General features: G+C 62.1%; 17 protein-coding genes. 4 read left to right on the top strand and 13 right to left on the bottom strand.

Annotated elements, in window-relative coordinates; all coding sequences use genetic code 11:
- Nucleotides 1-2 precede the first annotated feature (2 nt).
- The 7 genes from APH34_RS03860 to APH34_RS03830 all read right to left on the bottom strand — a co-directional run bounded on the left by APH34_RS03860 (nt 3) and on the right by APH34_RS03830 (nt 7,160).
- The gene (locus APH34_RS03860) at nt 3-368 is read right to left on the bottom strand and encodes a Na+/H+ antiporter subunit G (RefSeq protein ID WP_054899866.1); all 366 of its coding nucleotides are present in this window, start codon (nt 366-368) and stop codon (nt 3-5) included.
- Nucleotides 365-643, bottom strand: a complete 279-nt coding sequence (locus APH34_RS03855) for a K+/H+ antiporter subunit F (protein WP_054899865.1) — start codon at nt 641-643, stop codon at nt 365-367. Before APH34_RS03855 ends, APH34_RS03860 begins: the two co-directional genes overlap by 4 nt.
- Nucleotides 640-1,128, bottom strand: a complete 489-nt coding sequence (locus tag APH34_RS03850; RefSeq protein WP_054899864.1) for a Na+/H+ antiporter subunit E — start codon at nt 1,126-1,128, stop codon at nt 640-642. The genes APH34_RS03855 and APH34_RS03850 overlap by 4 nt, the downstream gene beginning before the upstream one ends.
- Nucleotides 1,125-2,804 (bottom strand): monovalent cation/H+ antiporter subunit D, encoded by a 1,680-nt coding sequence (locus tag APH34_RS03845; protein ID WP_054899863.1) that lies wholly within the window; start codon nt 2,802-2,804, stop codon nt 1,125-1,127. The genes APH34_RS03850 and APH34_RS03845 overlap by 4 nt, the downstream gene beginning before the upstream one ends.
- The gene (locus APH34_RS03840) at nt 2,801-3,145 is read right to left on the bottom strand and encodes a Na+/H+ antiporter subunit C (protein WP_012315281.1); all 345 of its coding nucleotides are present in this window, start codon (nt 3,143-3,145) and stop codon (nt 2,801-2,803) included. Before APH34_RS03840 ends, APH34_RS03845 begins: the two co-directional genes overlap by 4 nt.
- Nucleotides 3,145-6,060 carry a monovalent cation/H+ antiporter subunit A gene (locus tag APH34_RS03835; RefSeq protein ID WP_054899862.1) on the bottom strand — a complete coding sequence of 972 codons (2,916 nt, stop codon included), beginning with the start codon at nt 6,058-6,060 and terminating at the stop codon, nt 3,145-3,147. Before APH34_RS03835 ends, APH34_RS03840 begins: the two co-directional genes overlap by 1 nt.
- A 149-nt stretch (nt 6,061-6,209) precedes the next feature.
- Nucleotides 6,210-7,160 (bottom strand): DMT family transporter, encoded by a 951-nt coding sequence (locus APH34_RS03830; protein WP_054899861.1) that lies wholly within the window; start codon nt 7,158-7,160, stop codon nt 6,210-6,212.
- Between the two features lie 84 nt (nt 7,161-7,244).
- On the opposite strand from APH34_RS03830, the gene APH34_RS03825 reads away from it, so the two are divergent.
- Nucleotides 7,245-7,808 (top strand): helix-turn-helix domain-containing protein, encoded by a 564-nt coding sequence (locus APH34_RS03825; protein ID WP_054899860.1) that lies wholly within the window; start codon nt 7,245-7,247, stop codon nt 7,806-7,808.
- A gap of 4 nt (nt 7,809-7,812) precedes the next feature.
- Here APH34_RS03825 and APH34_RS03820 read toward each other — a convergent pair whose 3' ends face one another.
- Nucleotides 7,813-8,361 (bottom strand): cysteine hydrolase family protein, encoded by a 549-nt coding sequence (locus APH34_RS03820; protein ID WP_054899859.1) that lies wholly within the window; start codon nt 8,359-8,361, stop codon nt 7,813-7,815.
- An 82-nt stretch (nt 8,362-8,443) separates the two neighbouring features.
- Here APH34_RS03820 and APH34_RS03815 point away from each other — a divergent pair, with 82 nt between their 5' ends.
- Nucleotides 8,444-9,427, top strand: a complete 984-nt coding sequence (locus tag APH34_RS03815; protein ID WP_054899858.1) for a GlxA family transcriptional regulator — start codon at nt 8,444-8,446, stop codon at nt 9,425-9,427.
- Between the two features lie 8 nt (nt 9,428-9,435).
- Here the strand turns inward: APH34_RS03815 and soxR are convergent, their stop codons facing one another.
- A complete protein-coding gene (gene soxR / locus APH34_RS03810; protein ID WP_054899857.1) occupies nt 9,436-9,888 on the bottom strand; it encodes a redox-sensitive transcriptional activator SoxR in 453 nt (150 codons plus the stop codon).
- An 85-nt stretch (nt 9,889-9,973) separates the two neighbouring features.
- Between soxR and APH34_RS03805 the strand changes: the two genes are divergently transcribed.
- Nucleotides 9,974-10,354 carry an antibiotic biosynthesis monooxygenase gene (locus APH34_RS03805; protein WP_054899856.1) on the top strand — a complete coding sequence of 127 codons (381 nt, stop codon included), beginning with the start codon at nt 9,974-9,976 and terminating at the stop codon, nt 10,352-10,354.
- Here the strand turns inward: APH34_RS03805 and APH34_RS03800 are convergent.
- Both APH34_RS03800 and APH34_RS03795 read right to left on the bottom strand, forming a co-directional pair.
- Complete coding sequence (locus APH34_RS03800) at nt 10,333-11,103, bottom strand: S9 family peptidase (protein ID WP_054899855.1); 771 nt, start codon at nt 11,101-11,103, stop codon at nt 10,333-10,335. The genes APH34_RS03805 and APH34_RS03800 overlap by 22 nt on opposite strands.
- The gene (locus tag APH34_RS03795) at nt 11,087-12,205 is read right to left on the bottom strand and encodes a DUF3182 family protein (protein ID WP_054899854.1); all 1,119 of its coding nucleotides are present in this window, start codon (nt 12,203-12,205) and stop codon (nt 11,087-11,089) included. Before APH34_RS03795 ends, APH34_RS03800 begins: the two co-directional genes overlap by 17 nt.
- Nucleotides 12,206-12,372: 167 nt before the next feature.
- Here APH34_RS03795 and APH34_RS03790 point away from each other — a divergent pair, with 167 nt between their 5' ends.
- A complete protein-coding gene (locus APH34_RS03790; RefSeq protein WP_054899853.1) occupies nt 12,373-14,181 on the top strand; it encodes an aminopeptidase P family protein in 1,809 nt (602 codons plus the stop codon).
- Between the two features lie 54 nt (nt 14,182-14,235).
- Here the strand turns inward: APH34_RS03790 and APH34_RS03785 are convergent, their stop codons facing one another.
- Entirely contained in the window at nt 14,236-14,517 is a 282-nt protein-coding gene (locus APH34_RS03785; RefSeq protein WP_054899852.1) for a hypothetical protein, read from the bottom strand.
- Between the two features lie 190 nt (nt 14,518-14,707).
- A complete protein-coding gene (gene rhtA / locus APH34_RS03780; RefSeq protein ID WP_054899851.1) occupies nt 14,708-15,595 on the bottom strand; it encodes a threonine/homoserine exporter RhtA in 888 nt (295 codons plus the stop codon).
- Nucleotides 15,596-15,752: the final 157 nt, after the last annotated feature.

Here is a 15,752-nt window from a genome sequence, read left to right as displayed (position 1 = left end):
GATCAGTTACCGCGATCCCGACCGCTGCTGACTTCCTCGGGCACCGGATCCCCGGCCATGCGCTTGCGAAACAGTGCTGCCCTGGCCAGCAGCAACGTGGTGACAGGCACCGTGATCGACAGCAGGATGGGGATCAGCCAGGCGTGAAGTACCGGGCTTTCCTTGAGCCACGAGAAGTAGATGATCGAAGCCAGTGAAACGCACCAGGCGCCGATGGTCGAGGCCAGGGCGGGTGGGTGCATACGCTGGAAATAGTCCTTCAGGCGCAGCAGGCCAATGGCTCCGATCAGCGCAAACAGGCTGCCAAGCAGCAGCAAAGCGGCAGTCACCAGCTCCAGCCAGAACGGCAGTTCAAGGGCTTCGTTCATTCGATCACCTCACCGCGCAGCAGGAACTTGGCCAGGGCGAACGAGCCAACAAAACCGAACAGCGCTATCAGCAAGGCGCCTTCAAAGTAGGTGTCGCTGGCATAGCGAATCCCCAGCACCAGCATCATCAGCATGGCCAGGATGTACAGGTAGTCCAGCGCCAGCACCCGGTCCTGGGCGGAGGGGCCGCGAAACAGCCTGATCAGCGCCAGGCCCATGGCCAGGGCGAAGATGAACAGGCTGGCGAGGACTGCATTGGCGAGCAGGCCTGTCATTCGAATATCTCCATCAGCGGGCGTTCGTAGGTCTGTTTGAAATGCTCGATGAAGGCGCTTTCATCCTCCAGGTCGAACACGTGCAGCAACAGTACGCTGCGGTCCAGGGCCAACTCTGACCAGACCGTGCCGGGCACCACGGTGGTGATCATCGATAGCGCGGCCAGGCCGTGGGCGTCGTGCAGGTCCAGGGGGATGTGCACGAAGGCCGAGCGTGGCGGCCGTTGCCCGGCACCCAGCACGCCGCGTGCCACCTGCAGGTTGGAGCGGATGACATCCAGGCCGACCCGGCCAATCAGTTTTGCCACCGTCAGTGGGCGCCGCACATGGGCGTGCTGTGGCCGCAGCGGTGCCATCAGCAACGGTGCGAAGATGCCGAGTACGGCCGCGAGCAGCAGGTTACCCGGGCTGACCGACAGGTTAAGCAACAGCCATAGCACGAACAGTGCGACGGAGAGCAGCGGAGCGGGGAACAGTCGGCTCATGGCTGCACCTGTGCGTCTGGTGTGGTTGGGCCCGGGACAGGCTGCGCGGCCATCACGGCCTTGATGTAGGCGTCAGGCGCTTGCAGGCTGGCGGCAGTGTCCTGGGTGTAGCGCAGCAACGGTTCGGCGCGGAAACTGAGCACCATGCAAAGGCTCAATAGAATCACGATCGGCAGACATTCGTAGCGACGCAATAAAGGCGATGGGCGCTCCTCGGGTTTCCAGAACCGCTGGATACCTACGCGGCCGAAGGCGATCAGCGAGGCCATCCCCGACAGTATCAGCAGGGCAACCAGTGCCCAGCCTGCCACGCTCAGAGGCTGTTGAGACGGAACGCCGAGCCCCAGCGGGTTGAACAGCGCGCTGATCAGGTTGAGCTTGCCGACGAAACCCGACAGCGGTGGCATACCGATGATCAGCAACGCGCAGGCGATGAAGCTCAGGCCGAGGAACGCCATGGTCCAGGGGATGATCTGGCCGATGACTGCCTTTTGCTCATCGTCGAGGTTGATGCCCTTGGGTGGATGCAACGATTCGAGCGGAGGAGGCATGGCCCCCTCTTCATCCTCCAGGGGGGCTTCGTTGGCCGAACGTGAGCGTTCGACGAGCTCGGCCAGAAGGAACAGGGCACACAGTGCCAGCGTCGAGTTCACCAGGTAGAACAGGGCAGCCCCGGTCAGTGCCGTCTGGGCAAAGCCGACAGCGCCAAGCAGGGTGCCTGCGGACACCAGGATGCTGAGCGCGGCCATGCGTTCCAGGCGTTGGGCGGCCAGAATCGACACTGCGGCAACGGCCAACGTGACCAGGCCACCATAGACCAGCCACTGGCCACCGAAATGCGCCGATGCCTCGGCTTGCCCCGAGAACAGCAACGTCCACAGGCGCAGTACCGCATACAGGCCAACTTTGGTCATGATGGCGAACAGCGCGGCAACCGGTGCGCTGGCCGAAGCATATGCCGGCACCAGCCAGAAATTCAGCGGCCAGATACCGGCCTTGACCAGGAAGGCCGTGGCCAGGATGGCCGCGCCGGCATGCAGCAAGCCGCGGTCGGCTTCCGGTACCAGCGGGATCTTCAGCGCAAGGTCTGCCATGTTGAGGGTGCCGGTGACGCCGTAGAGCATGGCTGCGCCGATCAGGAACAGTGACGAGGCGAACAGGTTGATGGCGATGTAATGCAGGCCGGCGCGAACCCGCGCACGCCCGGAGCCATGCAGCAGGAGCCCATAGGAAGCTGCCAGCAGCACTTCGAAGAACACGAACAGGTTGAACAGGTCAGCGGTGAGGAAGGCGCCGTACAGGCCCATCAACTGTATCTGGAACAACGCATGGAAGCTGGCGCCGGCACCGTCCCAGCGGGCGCGGGCGAACAGCAGGGCGCTGATGCCGATGACGCCGGTTAGGGTCAGCAACAGTGCCGACAGGTGATCGAGCACCAGCACGATACCGAAGGGCGCGGGCCAGTTACCCGGCAGGTAGACACCGATGGATTCCGCCTGGCCCTGGGCGCGCACCCAGAGCAACAGGCAGACGGCGATCGCCAGGCCGCTGAACGTCGAGAGCAGGTTGAGAAGCCCCTTGAGCCGACGATGTTTTTCGCCCAGGAGCAACATGACTGCGGCGGTCAGCAGCGGTAGCAGGATGGGCGCGACGATTAGTTGGCTCATCACACTCATTCGTCACGCTCCCGGCCATCTACGTGGTCGGTACCAGTCAGCCCGCGGGACGCCAGCAGCACCACCAGGAACAGCGCGGTCATGGCGAAACTGATGACGATCGCGGTGAGTACCAAGGCTTGCGGCAGCGGGTCCGTGTAGTGCAACAGGTCCTGGGTCACTCCCTCTTTGATGATCGGCTCCTTGCCGATGAACAGGCTGCCCATGCTGAAAATGAACAGGTTGACACCGTATGACAGCAGGCACAGGCCCATGATCACCTGGTAGGTACGGGGGCGCAGGATCAGCCACACCCCCGAGGCGGCCAGTACACCGATGGCGACTGCAATGACTTCTTCCATCAGGCGGCTCCTGCTTGGCTGGATTTCGACGGGTTGCCCGGGCGGTAGGCACGCACCGACTGGTGCGCCAGGGCAGTGAGTATCAGCAGGGTCGAGCCGACCACCACGGTGTACACGCCGATGTCGAAGAACAGCGCGCTGGCCACATGCACCTCGCCGAGCAATGGCAGGTGCAGGTGGGCGGTATGGGTGGTCAGGAACGGATAACCCAGCAGCATGGCGCCAACCCCTGTCAGGGTCGCACACAGCAGCCCGGTGCCCATCCAGCGCAGCGGCCGCAGGCTCATCTGTGCCTCGACCCACTGGGTGCCGGCCACCATGTACTGAAGAATGAATGCCACCGACATCACCAGGCCCGCCACGAAGCCGCCGCCTGGTTGATTGTGACCCCGCATGAACAGGTACATCGACACCAATAGGGCGATCGGCAACAGCAGGCGTACCAGCACCGCGGGCACCATCATGAAGCCCAGTGCGGTGTCGGTGGCGTGGCGCGGGTTGATCAGGTCGGTAACCACATCAGGCGCCAGTTGCCGCTGCTGGGACGGTAACTGCATGCTTTCCTTGGGCGGACGGAAGCGGCGCAGCAGGGCGAACACAGTGAGTGCCACCGCCACCAGTACGGTGATCTCGCCAAGGGTATCGAAACCGCGGAAGTCTACCAGCATCACGTTCACCACATTGGTGCCGCCGCCCTGGGGCAGTGCCCGGCTCAGGTAGAACGAAGAGATGTCATTTGGCGTCGGGCGGGTCAGCATGGCGTAGGACAGCACGGCCATGCCACCACCGACCAGCACCGCCAGCAATAGGTCGCGCAAGCGCCGCATGCGGGCACGGTCGAGGCTGCCGGGCAGCGGCGAGACGCCTTCGATACGCCGAGGGAGCCAGCGCAGGCCGAGCAGGATGAGCACCGTGGTCACCACCTCGACCACCAGTTGGGTCAAGGCAAGGTCCGGTGCGGAGAACCAGACGAAGGTGATGCAGGTCATCAGGCCGCAGACACCGACCATGATCAACGCGGCAAGACGGTGATACTTCGCCTGGTAGGCAGCGCCGATGGCACAGGCGATGGCGATCAGCCAGAGGGCGACGAACACGCCGGAGCCGGGGATTTTGGGCCGGTCGCCCCAGGTCAGGCCGCTGTACAGCATAGGTGTGATGCCGGCGAGGAAGGCGGCCAGCACGAGCATGAACAGCTGTGACTGCAAACGGCGCGTTGTCAGTAGCGCTTCGATACGTCGGGCTAGCAGCATCAGGTGTACCAGACCCTGCTCGAACAGGCGCTTGCCGTTGAAACGCTCGATCAGCGGCGGATAAGGGAAGCGCCCACGGCGCAGCTGGTTGCGCAGCAGCAGGTAGAGCACGATGCCACCGCTCATGGCCACCAGGCTCATGATCAGGGGCGCATTCCAGCCGTGCCAGATGGCCAGGCTGTACTCCGGTAGCGTGCCCCCCACTACAGGCAAGGCGGCCGCCGCCAGCAACGGGCCGACCGACTGGGCGGGGAAAATCCCCACCACGAGGCAGGTCAGCACCAGCAGTTCGACCGGGGCGCGCATCCAGCGTGGCGGCTCGTGAGGCGTGTGTGGCAGGTCCTGGGCGGTCGGGCCGAAGAATACGTCGACAGTAAAACGCAGGGCATAGGCGACGCTAAAGGTGCCGGCTAGGGTGGCGATTACCGGCAGTGTGGCTTCGACCCAGGCGGTAGAACTGATGAAGACGGTTTCGGCAAAGAACATTTCCTTGGACAGGAAACCATTCATCAGGGGCACGCCGGCCATGGAGGCGCTGGCTACCATGGCCAGGGTCGCGGTGTAGGGCACCAGACGAATCAGGCCGCTGAGGCGACGGATGTCGCGGGTGCCGCTTTCATGATCGATGATGCCGGCGGCCATGAACAGCGAGGCCTTGAAGGTGGCATGGTTGAGGATGTGGAACACTGCAGCGACGGCTGCCAGTGGGCTGTTCAGGCCCAGCAGCAGGGTGATCAGCCCGAGGTGACTGATGGTCGAGTAGGCCAGCAGGCCCTTGAGGTCGTTCTGGAACATGGCCGCGAAGGCGCCAAGCAACAACGTAATGGCCCCCGCGCCACCGACGATCCAGAACCATTCCTCGCTGCCCGACAGTACCGGCCACAGCCGCGCCAGCAGGAATACCCCGGCCTTGACCATGGTTGCCGAATGCAGGTAGGCCGATACCGGTGTGGGTGCCGCCATGGCATGGGGCAGCCAGAATTGGAAGGGAAACTGCGCGCTTTTGCTCAAGGCGCCGATCAGGATCAGCGGCAGCAGCACAGGGTAAAGCGCGTGTTGGCGAATGGTATCGCCGGCGGCCAGTACCTTGTCCAGGTCGTAGCTGCCGACCACATGCCCCAGCAGCACGGCACCGACCAGCAGGCACAGGCCGCCGGCACCGGTCACCATCAACGCCATGTAGGCGCCGCGTCGAGCGTCGGCGCGATGATGCCAATAGCCGATCAACAGGAACGAGAACAGGCTGGTTAGTTCCCAGAAGAACACCAGCTGGATCAGGTTGCCTGAGATGACCAGGCCAAGCATGGCTCCCATGAATGCCAGGAAGAAGGCAAAGAAGCGCGGTACCGGGTCCTGTGGCGACATGTAGTAGCGCGCATACAGTGAGACCAGGGTGCCGATGCCCAGCACCAGCAGAGAAAACAGCCACGCGAAGCCGTCCATGCGCAACACGAAGTTCAACCCCAGGCTGGGTAGCCAGAGGAATTCCTCGCGAATGACACCGCCGTGGGCGACCTGTGGGTACAGCAGTGCTACCTGGACGGTGCCGACCAAGGCCACGAGCCCGGCGAGAATGGACTCGGCGTTACGTGCGTTGTGCGGCAGCACAGCTGCCAGGCAACTGCCCACGAAGGGCAGAAGCAGTAGCACTATCAATGACATAGCGTTCTATTCTGGAAAGGTTTGCAAGGATCATACGTGCCGAGCAAGTGATCACCAACACGCAAGCTGTCGCAGAATCATACAAACAGGGTGTGACACGCTATTTTTTTATAACAGTTTTTTACAAAGCATAGCTGCAGTTACCCACTTCAACGGCCGGTTTCTCGCTCGCATTCGTGATGCTCATCGCGTTCTTCGGGGACCGAGGCGGTACGCCGAACCTTAAGCTCGCTGACCACCACCGCGACCACGATCAGTAACCCGCCAAGCAGCGCCACGCCGGGCAAGCGCTCGCCGGCTATGCGCCCCACGATCCCCGCCCACACCGGTTCGCCAGCGTAGATCAGTGTGGCGCGGGTCGGTGATACGGACTTCTGCGCCCAGTTCATCGCCACCTGAATCACCGCGCTCATGGCGCCCAAGCCCAGGGCGCTGAGCAGCAGCAACCAGGAAAAGTCAGGAATTCGCTCTTGGGTAGGGACGATCATCAGGAACGACAGCAGCGATGCGGTTGCCAGCTGCACCACCGTTACCCGCCGCACGTCCACCTGCCCGGCATAGCGGCTGATCAGGATGATCTCGCCCGCGATGGCCACGGCGCTCACCAGCGTCACCACTTCGCCTTCGCTGAAATGCAGCGCACCGCCCTCAGGCCCAGCAAGCAGCATCAGGCCTGCAAAGGCCAGGCAGATGCCGATGCTTGGCATCAGCCCTGGCCGCCGGCCCAGTACCAACCACTGCAATAGCGGCACGAAGGGTACATATAGCGCGGTGATGAACGCCGACTGGCTGCTGCTGATGGTTTGCAGGCCCATGGTCTGCAAGCCGTAACCGAGCATGATGGAAACACCGATCAGCACGCCGGCCTTCAGTTCGGTGAAGGTCAGGCCGGATAGCGCACGCGCAGAAAACAGGCCGACGAACAGGGCTGCCGCTGCGAAGCGCAAGCCGACGAAGAACATCGGGCCGCTGACGGTCATCACGTTGTGAACGAGCAGGAAGGTGCCGCCCCACAGCATAGTGATGAACACCAGCACGATCTCGGCCTTGCTCAGACGAAAGGACAGGGCGGTTCTTGGGTTACTGCTCGGTAGGGTCATGCTCTTGCACACTCGAAGGGGGGGGGCGCACAATCTGCGCAAAGTGGGCAGTATACTGCGCAGTCCGTACAAGTGAGCGATAGAGTGCACAAAGATTTCCCCCACCGAGCGTCGGTGCTGCAGCATGTCAGCCTGAATGTCCGTAGCTTGCGCAATGCGGCGGGTATGAGCCAGAGCGCCCTGGCCGAACGGTCAGGTGTCAGCCGGCGTATGCTGGTAGCGATCGAGGCCGGGGAAAAAAACGTCAGCCTGACAACCCTCGATCGGATTGCCGAAGCGCTCGGCGTTGCCTTCAGCACGCTGATCCAGGCGCCCGACCGGCGCGATCCCAGCCGTATCGATGAGCTGGCGTGGGCCGGTGAGCACCCGCAAAGCAAGGCGGTGCTGCTGGCCAGTAGCACCGCCTGCCGGGAAGTGGAGATCTGGGCGTGGACCCTGGCGCCGGGTGAGCGCTACGCCAGCGAAGCGGATGCCGAGGGCTGGAGCGAGCAGATCTATGTGGCCGAAGGGCAACTTACCCTGATTATCGAAGGTGTGGAGCATTGCTTGCAGGTCGGGCAGTTTCATGTGTTTGCCAGCAACTGCAGGTATGCCTACCGCAACGATGGTGATGTGCCTACCCGCTTCGTGCGCAACGTGGTGATTTGACGGGTCAGCCGTTCAGCAGCTCGTCGGTCTTCACTACGCTGGCATACGCGAACGCTAATGCCGCCATCGTCGCGTCATGCACCTGTGCGGCCGGCACCTGCTTGCCGTTGAAGTCCAGGGGCAGGGTAGCGCAGGCGTCGTGTGCCACCGTTACGTCATAGCCGAAGTCGGCAGCGGCTCGAGTAGCGGCATCGACACACATGTGGCTCATGCTGCCGACAATGGTCAGGGCCTTGACGCCTTGCTGATCCAGCAGGTGCTTGAGGTTGGTGTCGAGAAACGCATTGACCTTGTGCTTGAGTACTACCGGTTCGTCGTCCACAGGCAGGACTTTTGGGTGGATCGCCGCACCGCGCGAGCCTGGTGCGAAGAACGGCGCGTCGGCGCTGTTGAATTCATGGCGTACATGCACCACCAGGTCGCCGCGCTGTCGCGCCGCGTCCAGCAGCCTGGCGGCGTTGTCGGCAGCCCGTTCAGCGCCGTCCAGGGGCCATTTGCCACTGGGGAAATAATCGTTCTGGATGTCGATGATGATCAGCGCCTGCTTGCTCATGCTGCCTCCTGTGGCAGTAGTGGTTAGATGCCAATAGTTATAGGCTGTGCGCACCGAGTTGAGGATTGGCGCGATCGACACAATGACGGCAAAAACTGACAGCACCGACAACCTGGAGATCGGCCTGCTGCTTTACCCGGGCGCGCAGCGTGCGGCTGTGCTTGGCCTTGCCGATCTGTTCAGCGTAGCCAACCAGGTGGCCGCCGAACTCGGCGCAAACGAACTGCCACAGATTCGCGTCAGCCATTGGCAAGCGGATGAGGCAGGGCAATTGCGGCTCACCGAAGCTAGCCGGCGCTGTGCAATCCAGAACGTGCGCGTATTGATCATCCCGCCGAGCCTGGCGTCGACACCGTCATCAGCGCTGCTCGAGCGCCACCGGGGAGCGCTGTGCGTATGGCACGGTCAGGGCACAGTGCTGGCCTCTGTCTGCATTGGCGTGTTCTTCATCGCTGCCAGCGGCTTGCTGGATGGCCGTTCGGCGAGTACACACTGGAACTACGCCCAAACACTCTCACAGCGTTACCCCAAGGTCCGGGTTGAGGCCAACCAGCCGTTGCTGGACGACGGAGACATCATGACCTCTGCCGGATTGATGGCATGGACCGAGCTCGGTCTGCGCCTGCTGGATCGTTTTCTCGGCGCCTCGGTAGCTTGGGAAACGGCACGTTACCTTTCCGTCGAGCCCGTCATGGCACCTTTGCCCGGGGCGCTGTTCAGCCCACGGCTGGACCACGGCGATGGGGCGGTGCTCAAGGTGCAGCACTGGTTGCAGGCCATTGGCGCGCGGGACGCTGACCTGGCGGGCATGGCCGCTTGCGCCGGGCTGGAAGAACGAACGTTTCTACGCCGTTTCCGAGCCGCTACGGGCTTGAAGCCAACGGAGTATTGCCAGCAAGTGAGGGTGGGGCGGGCGTGTCGGATGCTGGAGTTCACCCGGCGCAATGTCGAACAGATCGCCTGGGGCGTTGGGTACCAGGATCCGGGTGCGTTTCGCAAGGTGTTCCAGCGAATAACCGGCCTGACCCCCAGTGATTACCGGCGGCGCCTTGCACTGCAAGCGTGACGCGCCGCTCAGGGCAAATGCGGTCCGGGGCCTGCGTCTGCCAGGTGATCCTGCCGGTTGCGCAACGGGCACTCCTTTAATGACATGCAGCCGCAGCCAATGCAGCCGTCCAGTTGATCGCGCAGCAGGAGCATCTCGTCGATACGGCGATTGAGGTCTTCGCGCCAGCCTTGCGACAACCGTTGCCAGTCTTCGGCCGTGGGAACGTGGTCGTTCGGCAAGGCGGCTAGAGCCCTTGCGATATCGGCCAAGGGGATGCCCAGGCGCTGGGCCATCTTGATTACCGCCACACGCCGTAGCATCGCCCGTGGATAGCGACGCTGGTTGCCTGAGTTGCGGGTGCTCTGGATCAACCCTTTGGTTTCATAGAAGTGCAGGGCCGTGACGGCCACGCCACTGCGTGCGGCCAACTGACCAACGCTGAGCAGCTTGTCCTGGACCACCGGCGTATGTTCTCGCATGCAAAAAACTCTTGACCTTGAGTTGACTGGAGGTTTTACCCTGCTGGCCATTGCGCTGCAAGCGTCCGGAGCAAGGAGACTGTCCATGACGGCCAAGCCGCATCCCCTGTGGTTTACCCAGATGATCGAGTATGAAGTGCCTGTCGTCCGGCAGGCAGCACTGGCCCATGCGCTCATCGCGCGCAGCGAGGCGCTGACTGCACGGTGTTACGGCCTGCAAGGCGTTAGCGTCCACGCCAGCGACGACGGCAGCCGGGTATTGCAGTACCTGCAATGGGAGTCGCGCCAGGCCTGGGCAGCGTCAGCGCAGTGCTTTGTCGAGGAGCCGTTTCTCGACCTGCTGTGCCGGTATCAGGCGCGTGGTGTCAACTTTGCCGCCTATCAGGCGCTGCACAGTGTGATGCGCGGGGCCGGTGGTGGCCTGCATTGCGCGCTCGGCGGGGCTCAGGCATACCAAGGCGCGTAATGGGGGTAACGGTCCAGGCGGGCGCCGATGACCATCTCGCTGACCCACGCCGCCAGTATCGAGCTGTAGGCTTTCTGGCTCTCCTCGCTGGAGAGCGCATGATCGGCCCCGTCGACCATGCGGTGGGTGAGCGAATGGGCGCTGACGAACGCCGAGCGGTAGCTCATCAGCGTTGCATGCGGTACGTAGTCGTCCTGTTCCGACTCGACCAACAGGACATCGCCGCCAAATTCTGCACAGGCGCAAAGCGCGCGGTTATCGGCCGGACCGAGCGCTCGCTGGCGGTAGGCGTTGAGGCGCTGGCGGTCGAGGGTTTGCTTGGGCGCATCCCAGTCGTCGTCCCAGTACATGGCCGGGACGCGTAGGGCCAGCCACTTCACTGGCCGCTGCAGGGTCAGCAAAGTGGCTAGGTAGCCACCATAACTGCTGCCGATGACGGCAATGGCACTGCTGTCTACTGCAGGGTGACTGAGGAGGCGGTCGTAGGCGGCCAGCAAATCCTTGAGGTTTTGTTCGCGGGTTACCGTAAGGCGCTGGCTTTCGGTCTTTTCGTGACCGCGCAGGTCGAACGTCATGCACACGCAGCCCAGGCCGGTGATGTGCCGGGCGCGTGCCAGGTCACGCTGCTGGCTGCCGCCCCAGCCGTGGACAAAGAGAATGCCGGGCATCTTGCTCCCTGGGCTGACCAGGGTGCCGACGATGCTGTCATTCTCGACGTGCAGCTCAACGGTTTCACTCTGAATGGTCATGGTCGCGAATCCGCGCGAATTTGCTGAATTGTCCGAGTTCACTGTCGTTTCCTTGATAGAAGAGGGTGGCGTCAGCGGGGAGATCAAGCGCACCGAACACTTCATGGGTGGAGGCGCGCACCCGCTGCAGCGCGGGGTCGTCGGCAAACGCCTGCAATGCCAGCAGCTCTGCACTGCTGGCACCGCCCAGGCGCCACGATTGCTCCAGCACACCACTGCGTAAATGGCCGTGGGCGTTGTTGCCGCGGGCTATGTCATAGTTACGCCGCGAGGCGATGAAACCGGGGAAGTGCTGCTCGGCGGCGTGCTCGTACAACATTGCCTGGTTGATCGCCAGGCGCAGAGGGTCTTCCAGGGGCAATTGCAGCAGGGCGTTATAGTCCCCGCGCACCAGCACCAGGTCGGAGCCGCCGTAGACCTCAACCCCCTGGTGGTCACGGGTCAGTTGCTGGGTGCCGTAGTAGCTGCAGGTCAGCCCGGCAACACGCACCTGGCCGACGCTGAAGGTCTGCACATTGCTCAGGTCTTCCTCCAGCACCAGTCCCCACAGCGCAAGGTCCTGATCTTCCATATTGGCCAGTAACGGCTCCAGCTCATGCAACTGAGTGATAACCTCCTGGCCACGTCCGGCACACGCCAGCACGGGTTTGATCCGTAGAGGCCCGTCTTGTAGCAGCAGTTGCGCGGCGCGTCGGGCATCGGCTTTGCTGAACACGGTATAGCCGCACAGCAGTGCATCGCTCGCCTGGCACGCGAAGGCGTCGGTCCAGCCTGGCGGGAAGCTGGCGTTGGCCGGCAGTGGGTGGGAGATTGCCTTGGTAGCCATGTAGGGATGGCTGACCAGGCCGCCGAACAGGTCCTGCTCAGAGCAGATACCCATTGCCACGTAGCGTTGCGGGTCGATCAGGGTTTCGGTGGGCAGGTAGTAGACGTTGTCCGCGGCGGTGTGCGGCTGATCAGGCTGTGCGCGGGCGCAGCCCAGCAGATGGGCGAGGCCATCGGCAAGCTTGAGATGCACCGCGTGCTCGTGTTCTGGCGTGTGCTCGCGGGTATCAAGGAGTACCACAGCGGTCTTCGGTTCGCAGGCACTGGACATGAGGATCGGCCTGTCTGCTATGAATGTATTGTGTGTGAAGCCCTTGCGTGTGGGAAGTTCAGCACAAGGCGATCGATGGTTGGTGCTGTGACGCGATCGCCATGATTGCAGGGCCGTGGTGGCTGCTCCATTATCGTCTCTGGATCAACCAAGATGTCGCCGCAGGAGTGCGCATGAACGTTCAGACCACCATTGAGCATCGAGTGCCGGAGCGCCTGGCGCGCGTGCGCGAAGTTTTGGCCAGGGCGGGTGTCGATGCCTTGCTGGTGCCTTCCGCCGACCCTCACCTTTCCGAGTACTTGCCGGGTTATTGGCAAGGACGCCGCTGGCTGTCTGGGTTCGATGGCTCGGTGGGTACCCTGGTAGTCACTGCGAGTTTTGCCGGTGTGTGGGTCGATAGCCGTTACTGGGAACAGGCCGAGAAAGAGCTGGCGGGCAGCGGTATCGAACTGATGAAGCTACTACCCGGTAAGCCCGGTGCACTGGAGTGGCTGGGTGACAACGTTGCAGCAGAGGGTGTCGTGGCGGTTGATGGCGCAGTAATGGCCCTGGCGTCGGCGCGTCAGCTCGAGGAGCGGCTACGGGTTAAAGCGGTGCGCCTGATTACCGATCGAGATTTTCTGGCTGAGGTGTGGGAGGGCCGCCCGGCACTGCCTGACAATCCGGTTTACCAGCACTTGCCGCCCCATGCCACGGTCAGTCGGGCAGAAAAGCTTGCCTTGCTGCGTCGTGCGATGGCACAGAAAGGCGCAGAGTGGCACTTCATTGCGACCCTGGATGATATCGCCTGGTTGTTCAACCTGCGTGGTAGCGATGTGTCCTACAACCCGGTGTTCGTCTCCTTTGCGCTGATTGGCCAGGCGCAGGCGCTGTTGTTCGTGGGCGCAGGGAAGGTCGATGAACACCTGTGTCATGTGCTTTCAGTTGATGGCATCGAGGTGCGCGATTACACGCAGGTGCACCAGGGGCTTGCAGCGTTGCCGCCAGGCAGCACGTTGTTGGTCGACCCGGCACGGGTCACCTGTGGCCTGCTCAAGCACCTGGACGAACAGGTGCAACTGGTCGAAGGATTGAACCCGACCACCCTGAGCAAATCATGCAAGGGTGAAGAGGAGCTGGTGCACATCCGGCGGGTGATGGAGCAGGATGGCGCGGCGTTGTGCGAATTCTTCGCCTGGTTTGAAGCGCAACACGGCAAGCAGGCAATTACCGAGCTGGACATCGATGCACAACTGAGCGCGGCGCGCGCTCGCCGTCCTGGTTTCGTTTCGCTGAGCTTCGCCACCATCGCCGCATTCAATGGCAATGGCGCGATGCCGCATTACCGTGCGACCGAACAGTCCCATGCGGTCATCGAGGGGGATGGCTTGCTGTTGATCGATTCGGGTGGCCAGTACCTGGGGGGGACCACCGATATTACTCGCATGGTTCCGGTAGGCGCGCCGAGCCTTGAGCAGAAGCAGGATTGCACGCGGGTGCTCAAGGGCATGATTGCACTGTCGCGGGCTACTTTTCCGCGCGGCATTCTGTCGCCGCTGCTCGATGCCATCGCGCGCGCGCCCATCTGGGCAGACCAGGTTGACTATGGCCATGGCACCGGGCACGGCGTGGGCTATTTCCTGAATGTACACGAAGGGCCCCAAGTAATTGCCTACCAGGCCGCCGCGACGCCGCAGACGGCCATGCAGGCGGGCATGATCAGCTCGATCGAGCCAGGCACCTACCGACCCGGCGCGTGGGGGGTGCGTATCGAGAACCTGGTGGTGAATCGGGATTCGGGCAAGAGCGCCTTTGGTGACTTCCTTGCTTTCGAAACGCTGACGCTATGCCCAATCGATACCCGTTGCCTGCTTGTGCAATTGCTGACCAAGGAAGAGCTCGGATGGTTGAACGCCTATCACTCGACAGTGCGTGAGCGCTTGACGCCACTGTTGGCGGGAGAGGCGTTGGCTTGGCTTGAAGCGCGTACAGCGCCGTTATGAGCGGCGCTGCAGATGGGTAGATGAACGGAGGGCAGCTCAAAGGCTGCCCTTTCGTTATTTACAGATGACGATCATGCTGCGGCTGGTGTACCCGGCCGGATTGATGCCGAACACATAATCACCTGGTTCCTCGTCGGTATCGCCAGAGCGCGCGATGACTTTGTAACCGCGTGTGCTGCACGAGCTGGCGGCCTTGCTGTAGCACTTGTCCCAGGACGAAGAGAGGCCGGAGCAATTGATATGCAGGCCCTTTTTTCCTTTTTTGACCTCGGTCTTGGCCGTTGCGGCACATCCAGCCATGGCCAGGACGGCCAGGATGAGCAAAATACGTTTCATTCCTGTCCTTAAATGCAGGGCTGATCAGCTGTCTGACCCTGTCGTTATCGCTTCGGTTCTTCCTGAGTTTTCCCCAGCGCCCGTATTCATTCAAGTAGATAGCTAAAAGATTATGATTTTGTGACAGCTTAATCAGCAGAGCGGGGTGCCACAATGGTTAATCCTGTCTCAAATGAAAATATTTCTCAAATCAGTCGGCGGCGACCACGGGTGCCGCTTCCCGGCGCATGGACAGTGTGGCGCCTACCGATGCAGTAATGATTGCCAGGATGGCTAACCATTGGCTCGTACTCAGTACCTCGCCGAGAAACAGCAAACCGGAAAGCGCGCCGATGGCTGGTTCGATACTCATCAACGTCCCGAATGTGCGTGCAGGCATACGGGTCAGGGCCACCATTTCCAGGCTATACGGCAGGGCGGTCGAAAGTACCGCAACGCCGAGGGCCAGCGGGATGACGGCTGGCGTGAGCAAGGCACTGCCCGCATGGACGATACCAATGGGGGCAACGAACAAGGCGGCTACCACAACACCCAGCGCGGCGCTCTGGATGCCGTGCTCTGCGCCAGCACGCTGGCCAAAGAGAATGTACAACGCCCAGCAGACACCTGCGCCGAGTGCGTAAGTCACCCCTATCGGATCGAGAGCCTGGCCGCCGTCGCCGACCGGAATCAGCAACAGCAAGCCGACTACCGCCACCGCAACCCACAGAAAATCAAGCGCTCGGCGTGAGGCAAAAAGTGCCACGGCCAAGGGACCGGTAAATTCAAGGGCGACGGCGATACCCAGCGGAGTCGTTTGCAGGGCCATATAGAAGAGGAAGTTCATGCCGCCCAGCGCCATGCCGTAGATCACTACGTTGCGCAGGGTGCTGACAGTCATGCGGACACGCCATGGGCGAAGAATAAGCAGCATGATGATGCTGGCGAATATCAGGCGCAGCGTTGTGGTGCCTTGTGCGCCAATGATGGGGAACATGCTTTTAGCCAAGGAGGCGCCGGACTGTATCGATGCCATGGCGATAAGCAGCAGGCCGATCGGGAAGAGAGTAGCGGCCAGGCTGCGGGGCTGGGTGTTCATGGGTGGGCGGCAATCCTTGGAATAGAGAAAGGCGGTTGGGCAATATAGTGCGCAATTGCTGTGTGCAGGCGCAAGGCTCTGATCACACCTTCTTTATTATTGTGGGCACGAGTGGCGTCGGCCTGCTGCGTTGCAGAGGCGTGATATTCCAGATTCA

Source organism: Pseudomonas sp. NBRC 111131, assembly GCF_001320525.1.
GTDB classification, from domain to species: domain Bacteria; phylum Pseudomonadota; class Gammaproteobacteria; order Pseudomonadales; family Pseudomonadaceae; genus Aquipseudomonas; species Aquipseudomonas ceruminis.
The sequence above is the reverse complement of the archived record's forward strand: the minus strand, read 5'-3'. Positions and strand labels throughout refer to the sequence as shown.

What these genes read in the sequence shown, in the direction of transcription:
- rhtA (WP_054899851.1), bottom strand. Translation starts at nt 15,595, where the DNA reads ATGAACACCCAGCCCCGCAGCCTGGCCGCTACTCTCTTCCCGATCGGC.
- soxR (WP_054899857.1), bottom strand. Translation starts at nt 9,888, where the DNA reads ATGCGAGAACATACGCCGGTGGTCCAGGACAAGCTGCTCAGCGTTGGT.
- APH34_RS03785 (WP_054899852.1), bottom strand. Translation starts at nt 14,517, where the DNA reads ATGAAACGTATTTTGCTCATCCTGGCCGTCCTGGCCATGGCTGGATGT.
- APH34_RS03840 (WP_012315281.1), bottom strand. Translation starts at nt 3,145, where the DNA reads ATGGAAGAAGTCATTGCAGTCGCCATCGGTGTACTGGCCGCCTCGGGG.
- APH34_RS03820 (WP_054899859.1), bottom strand. Translation starts at nt 8,361, where the DNA reads ATGAGCAAGCAGGCGCTGATCATCATCGACATCCAGAACGATTATTTC.
- APH34_RS03860 (WP_054899866.1), bottom strand. Translation starts at nt 368, where the DNA reads ATGAACGAAGCCCTTGAACTGCCGTTCTGGCTGGAGCTGGTGACTGCC.
- APH34_RS03790 (WP_054899853.1), top strand. Translation starts at nt 12,373, where the DNA reads ATGAACGTTCAGACCACCATTGAGCATCGAGTGCCGGAGCGCCTGGCG.
- APH34_RS03815 (WP_054899858.1), top strand. Translation starts at nt 8,444, where the DNA reads ATGACGGCAAAAACTGACAGCACCGACAACCTGGAGATCGGCCTGCTG.
- APH34_RS03850 (WP_054899864.1), bottom strand. Translation starts at nt 1,128, where the DNA reads ATGAGCCGACTGTTCCCCGCTCCGCTGCTCTCCGTCGCACTGTTCGTG.
- APH34_RS03855 (WP_054899865.1), bottom strand. Translation starts at nt 643, where the DNA reads ATGACAGGCCTGCTCGCCAATGCAGTCCTCGCCAGCCTGTTCATCTTC.
- APH34_RS03800 (WP_054899855.1), bottom strand. Translation starts at nt 11,103, where the DNA reads ATGACCATTCAGAGTGAAACCGTTGAGCTGCACGTCGAGAATGACAGC.
- APH34_RS03835 (WP_054899862.1), bottom strand. Translation starts at nt 6,060, where the DNA reads ATGTCATTGATAGTGCTACTGCTTCTGCCCTTCGTGGGCAGTTGCCTG.
- APH34_RS03845 (WP_054899863.1), bottom strand. Translation starts at nt 2,804, where the DNA reads ATGAGTGTGATGAGCCAACTAATCGTCGCGCCCATCCTGCTACCGCTG.
- APH34_RS03805 (WP_054899856.1), top strand. Translation starts at nt 9,974, where the DNA reads ATGACGGCCAAGCCGCATCCCCTGTGGTTTACCCAGATGATCGAGTAT.
- APH34_RS03830 (WP_054899861.1), bottom strand. Translation starts at nt 7,160, where the DNA reads ATGACCCTACCGAGCAGTAACCCAAGAACCGCCCTGTCCTTTCGTCTG.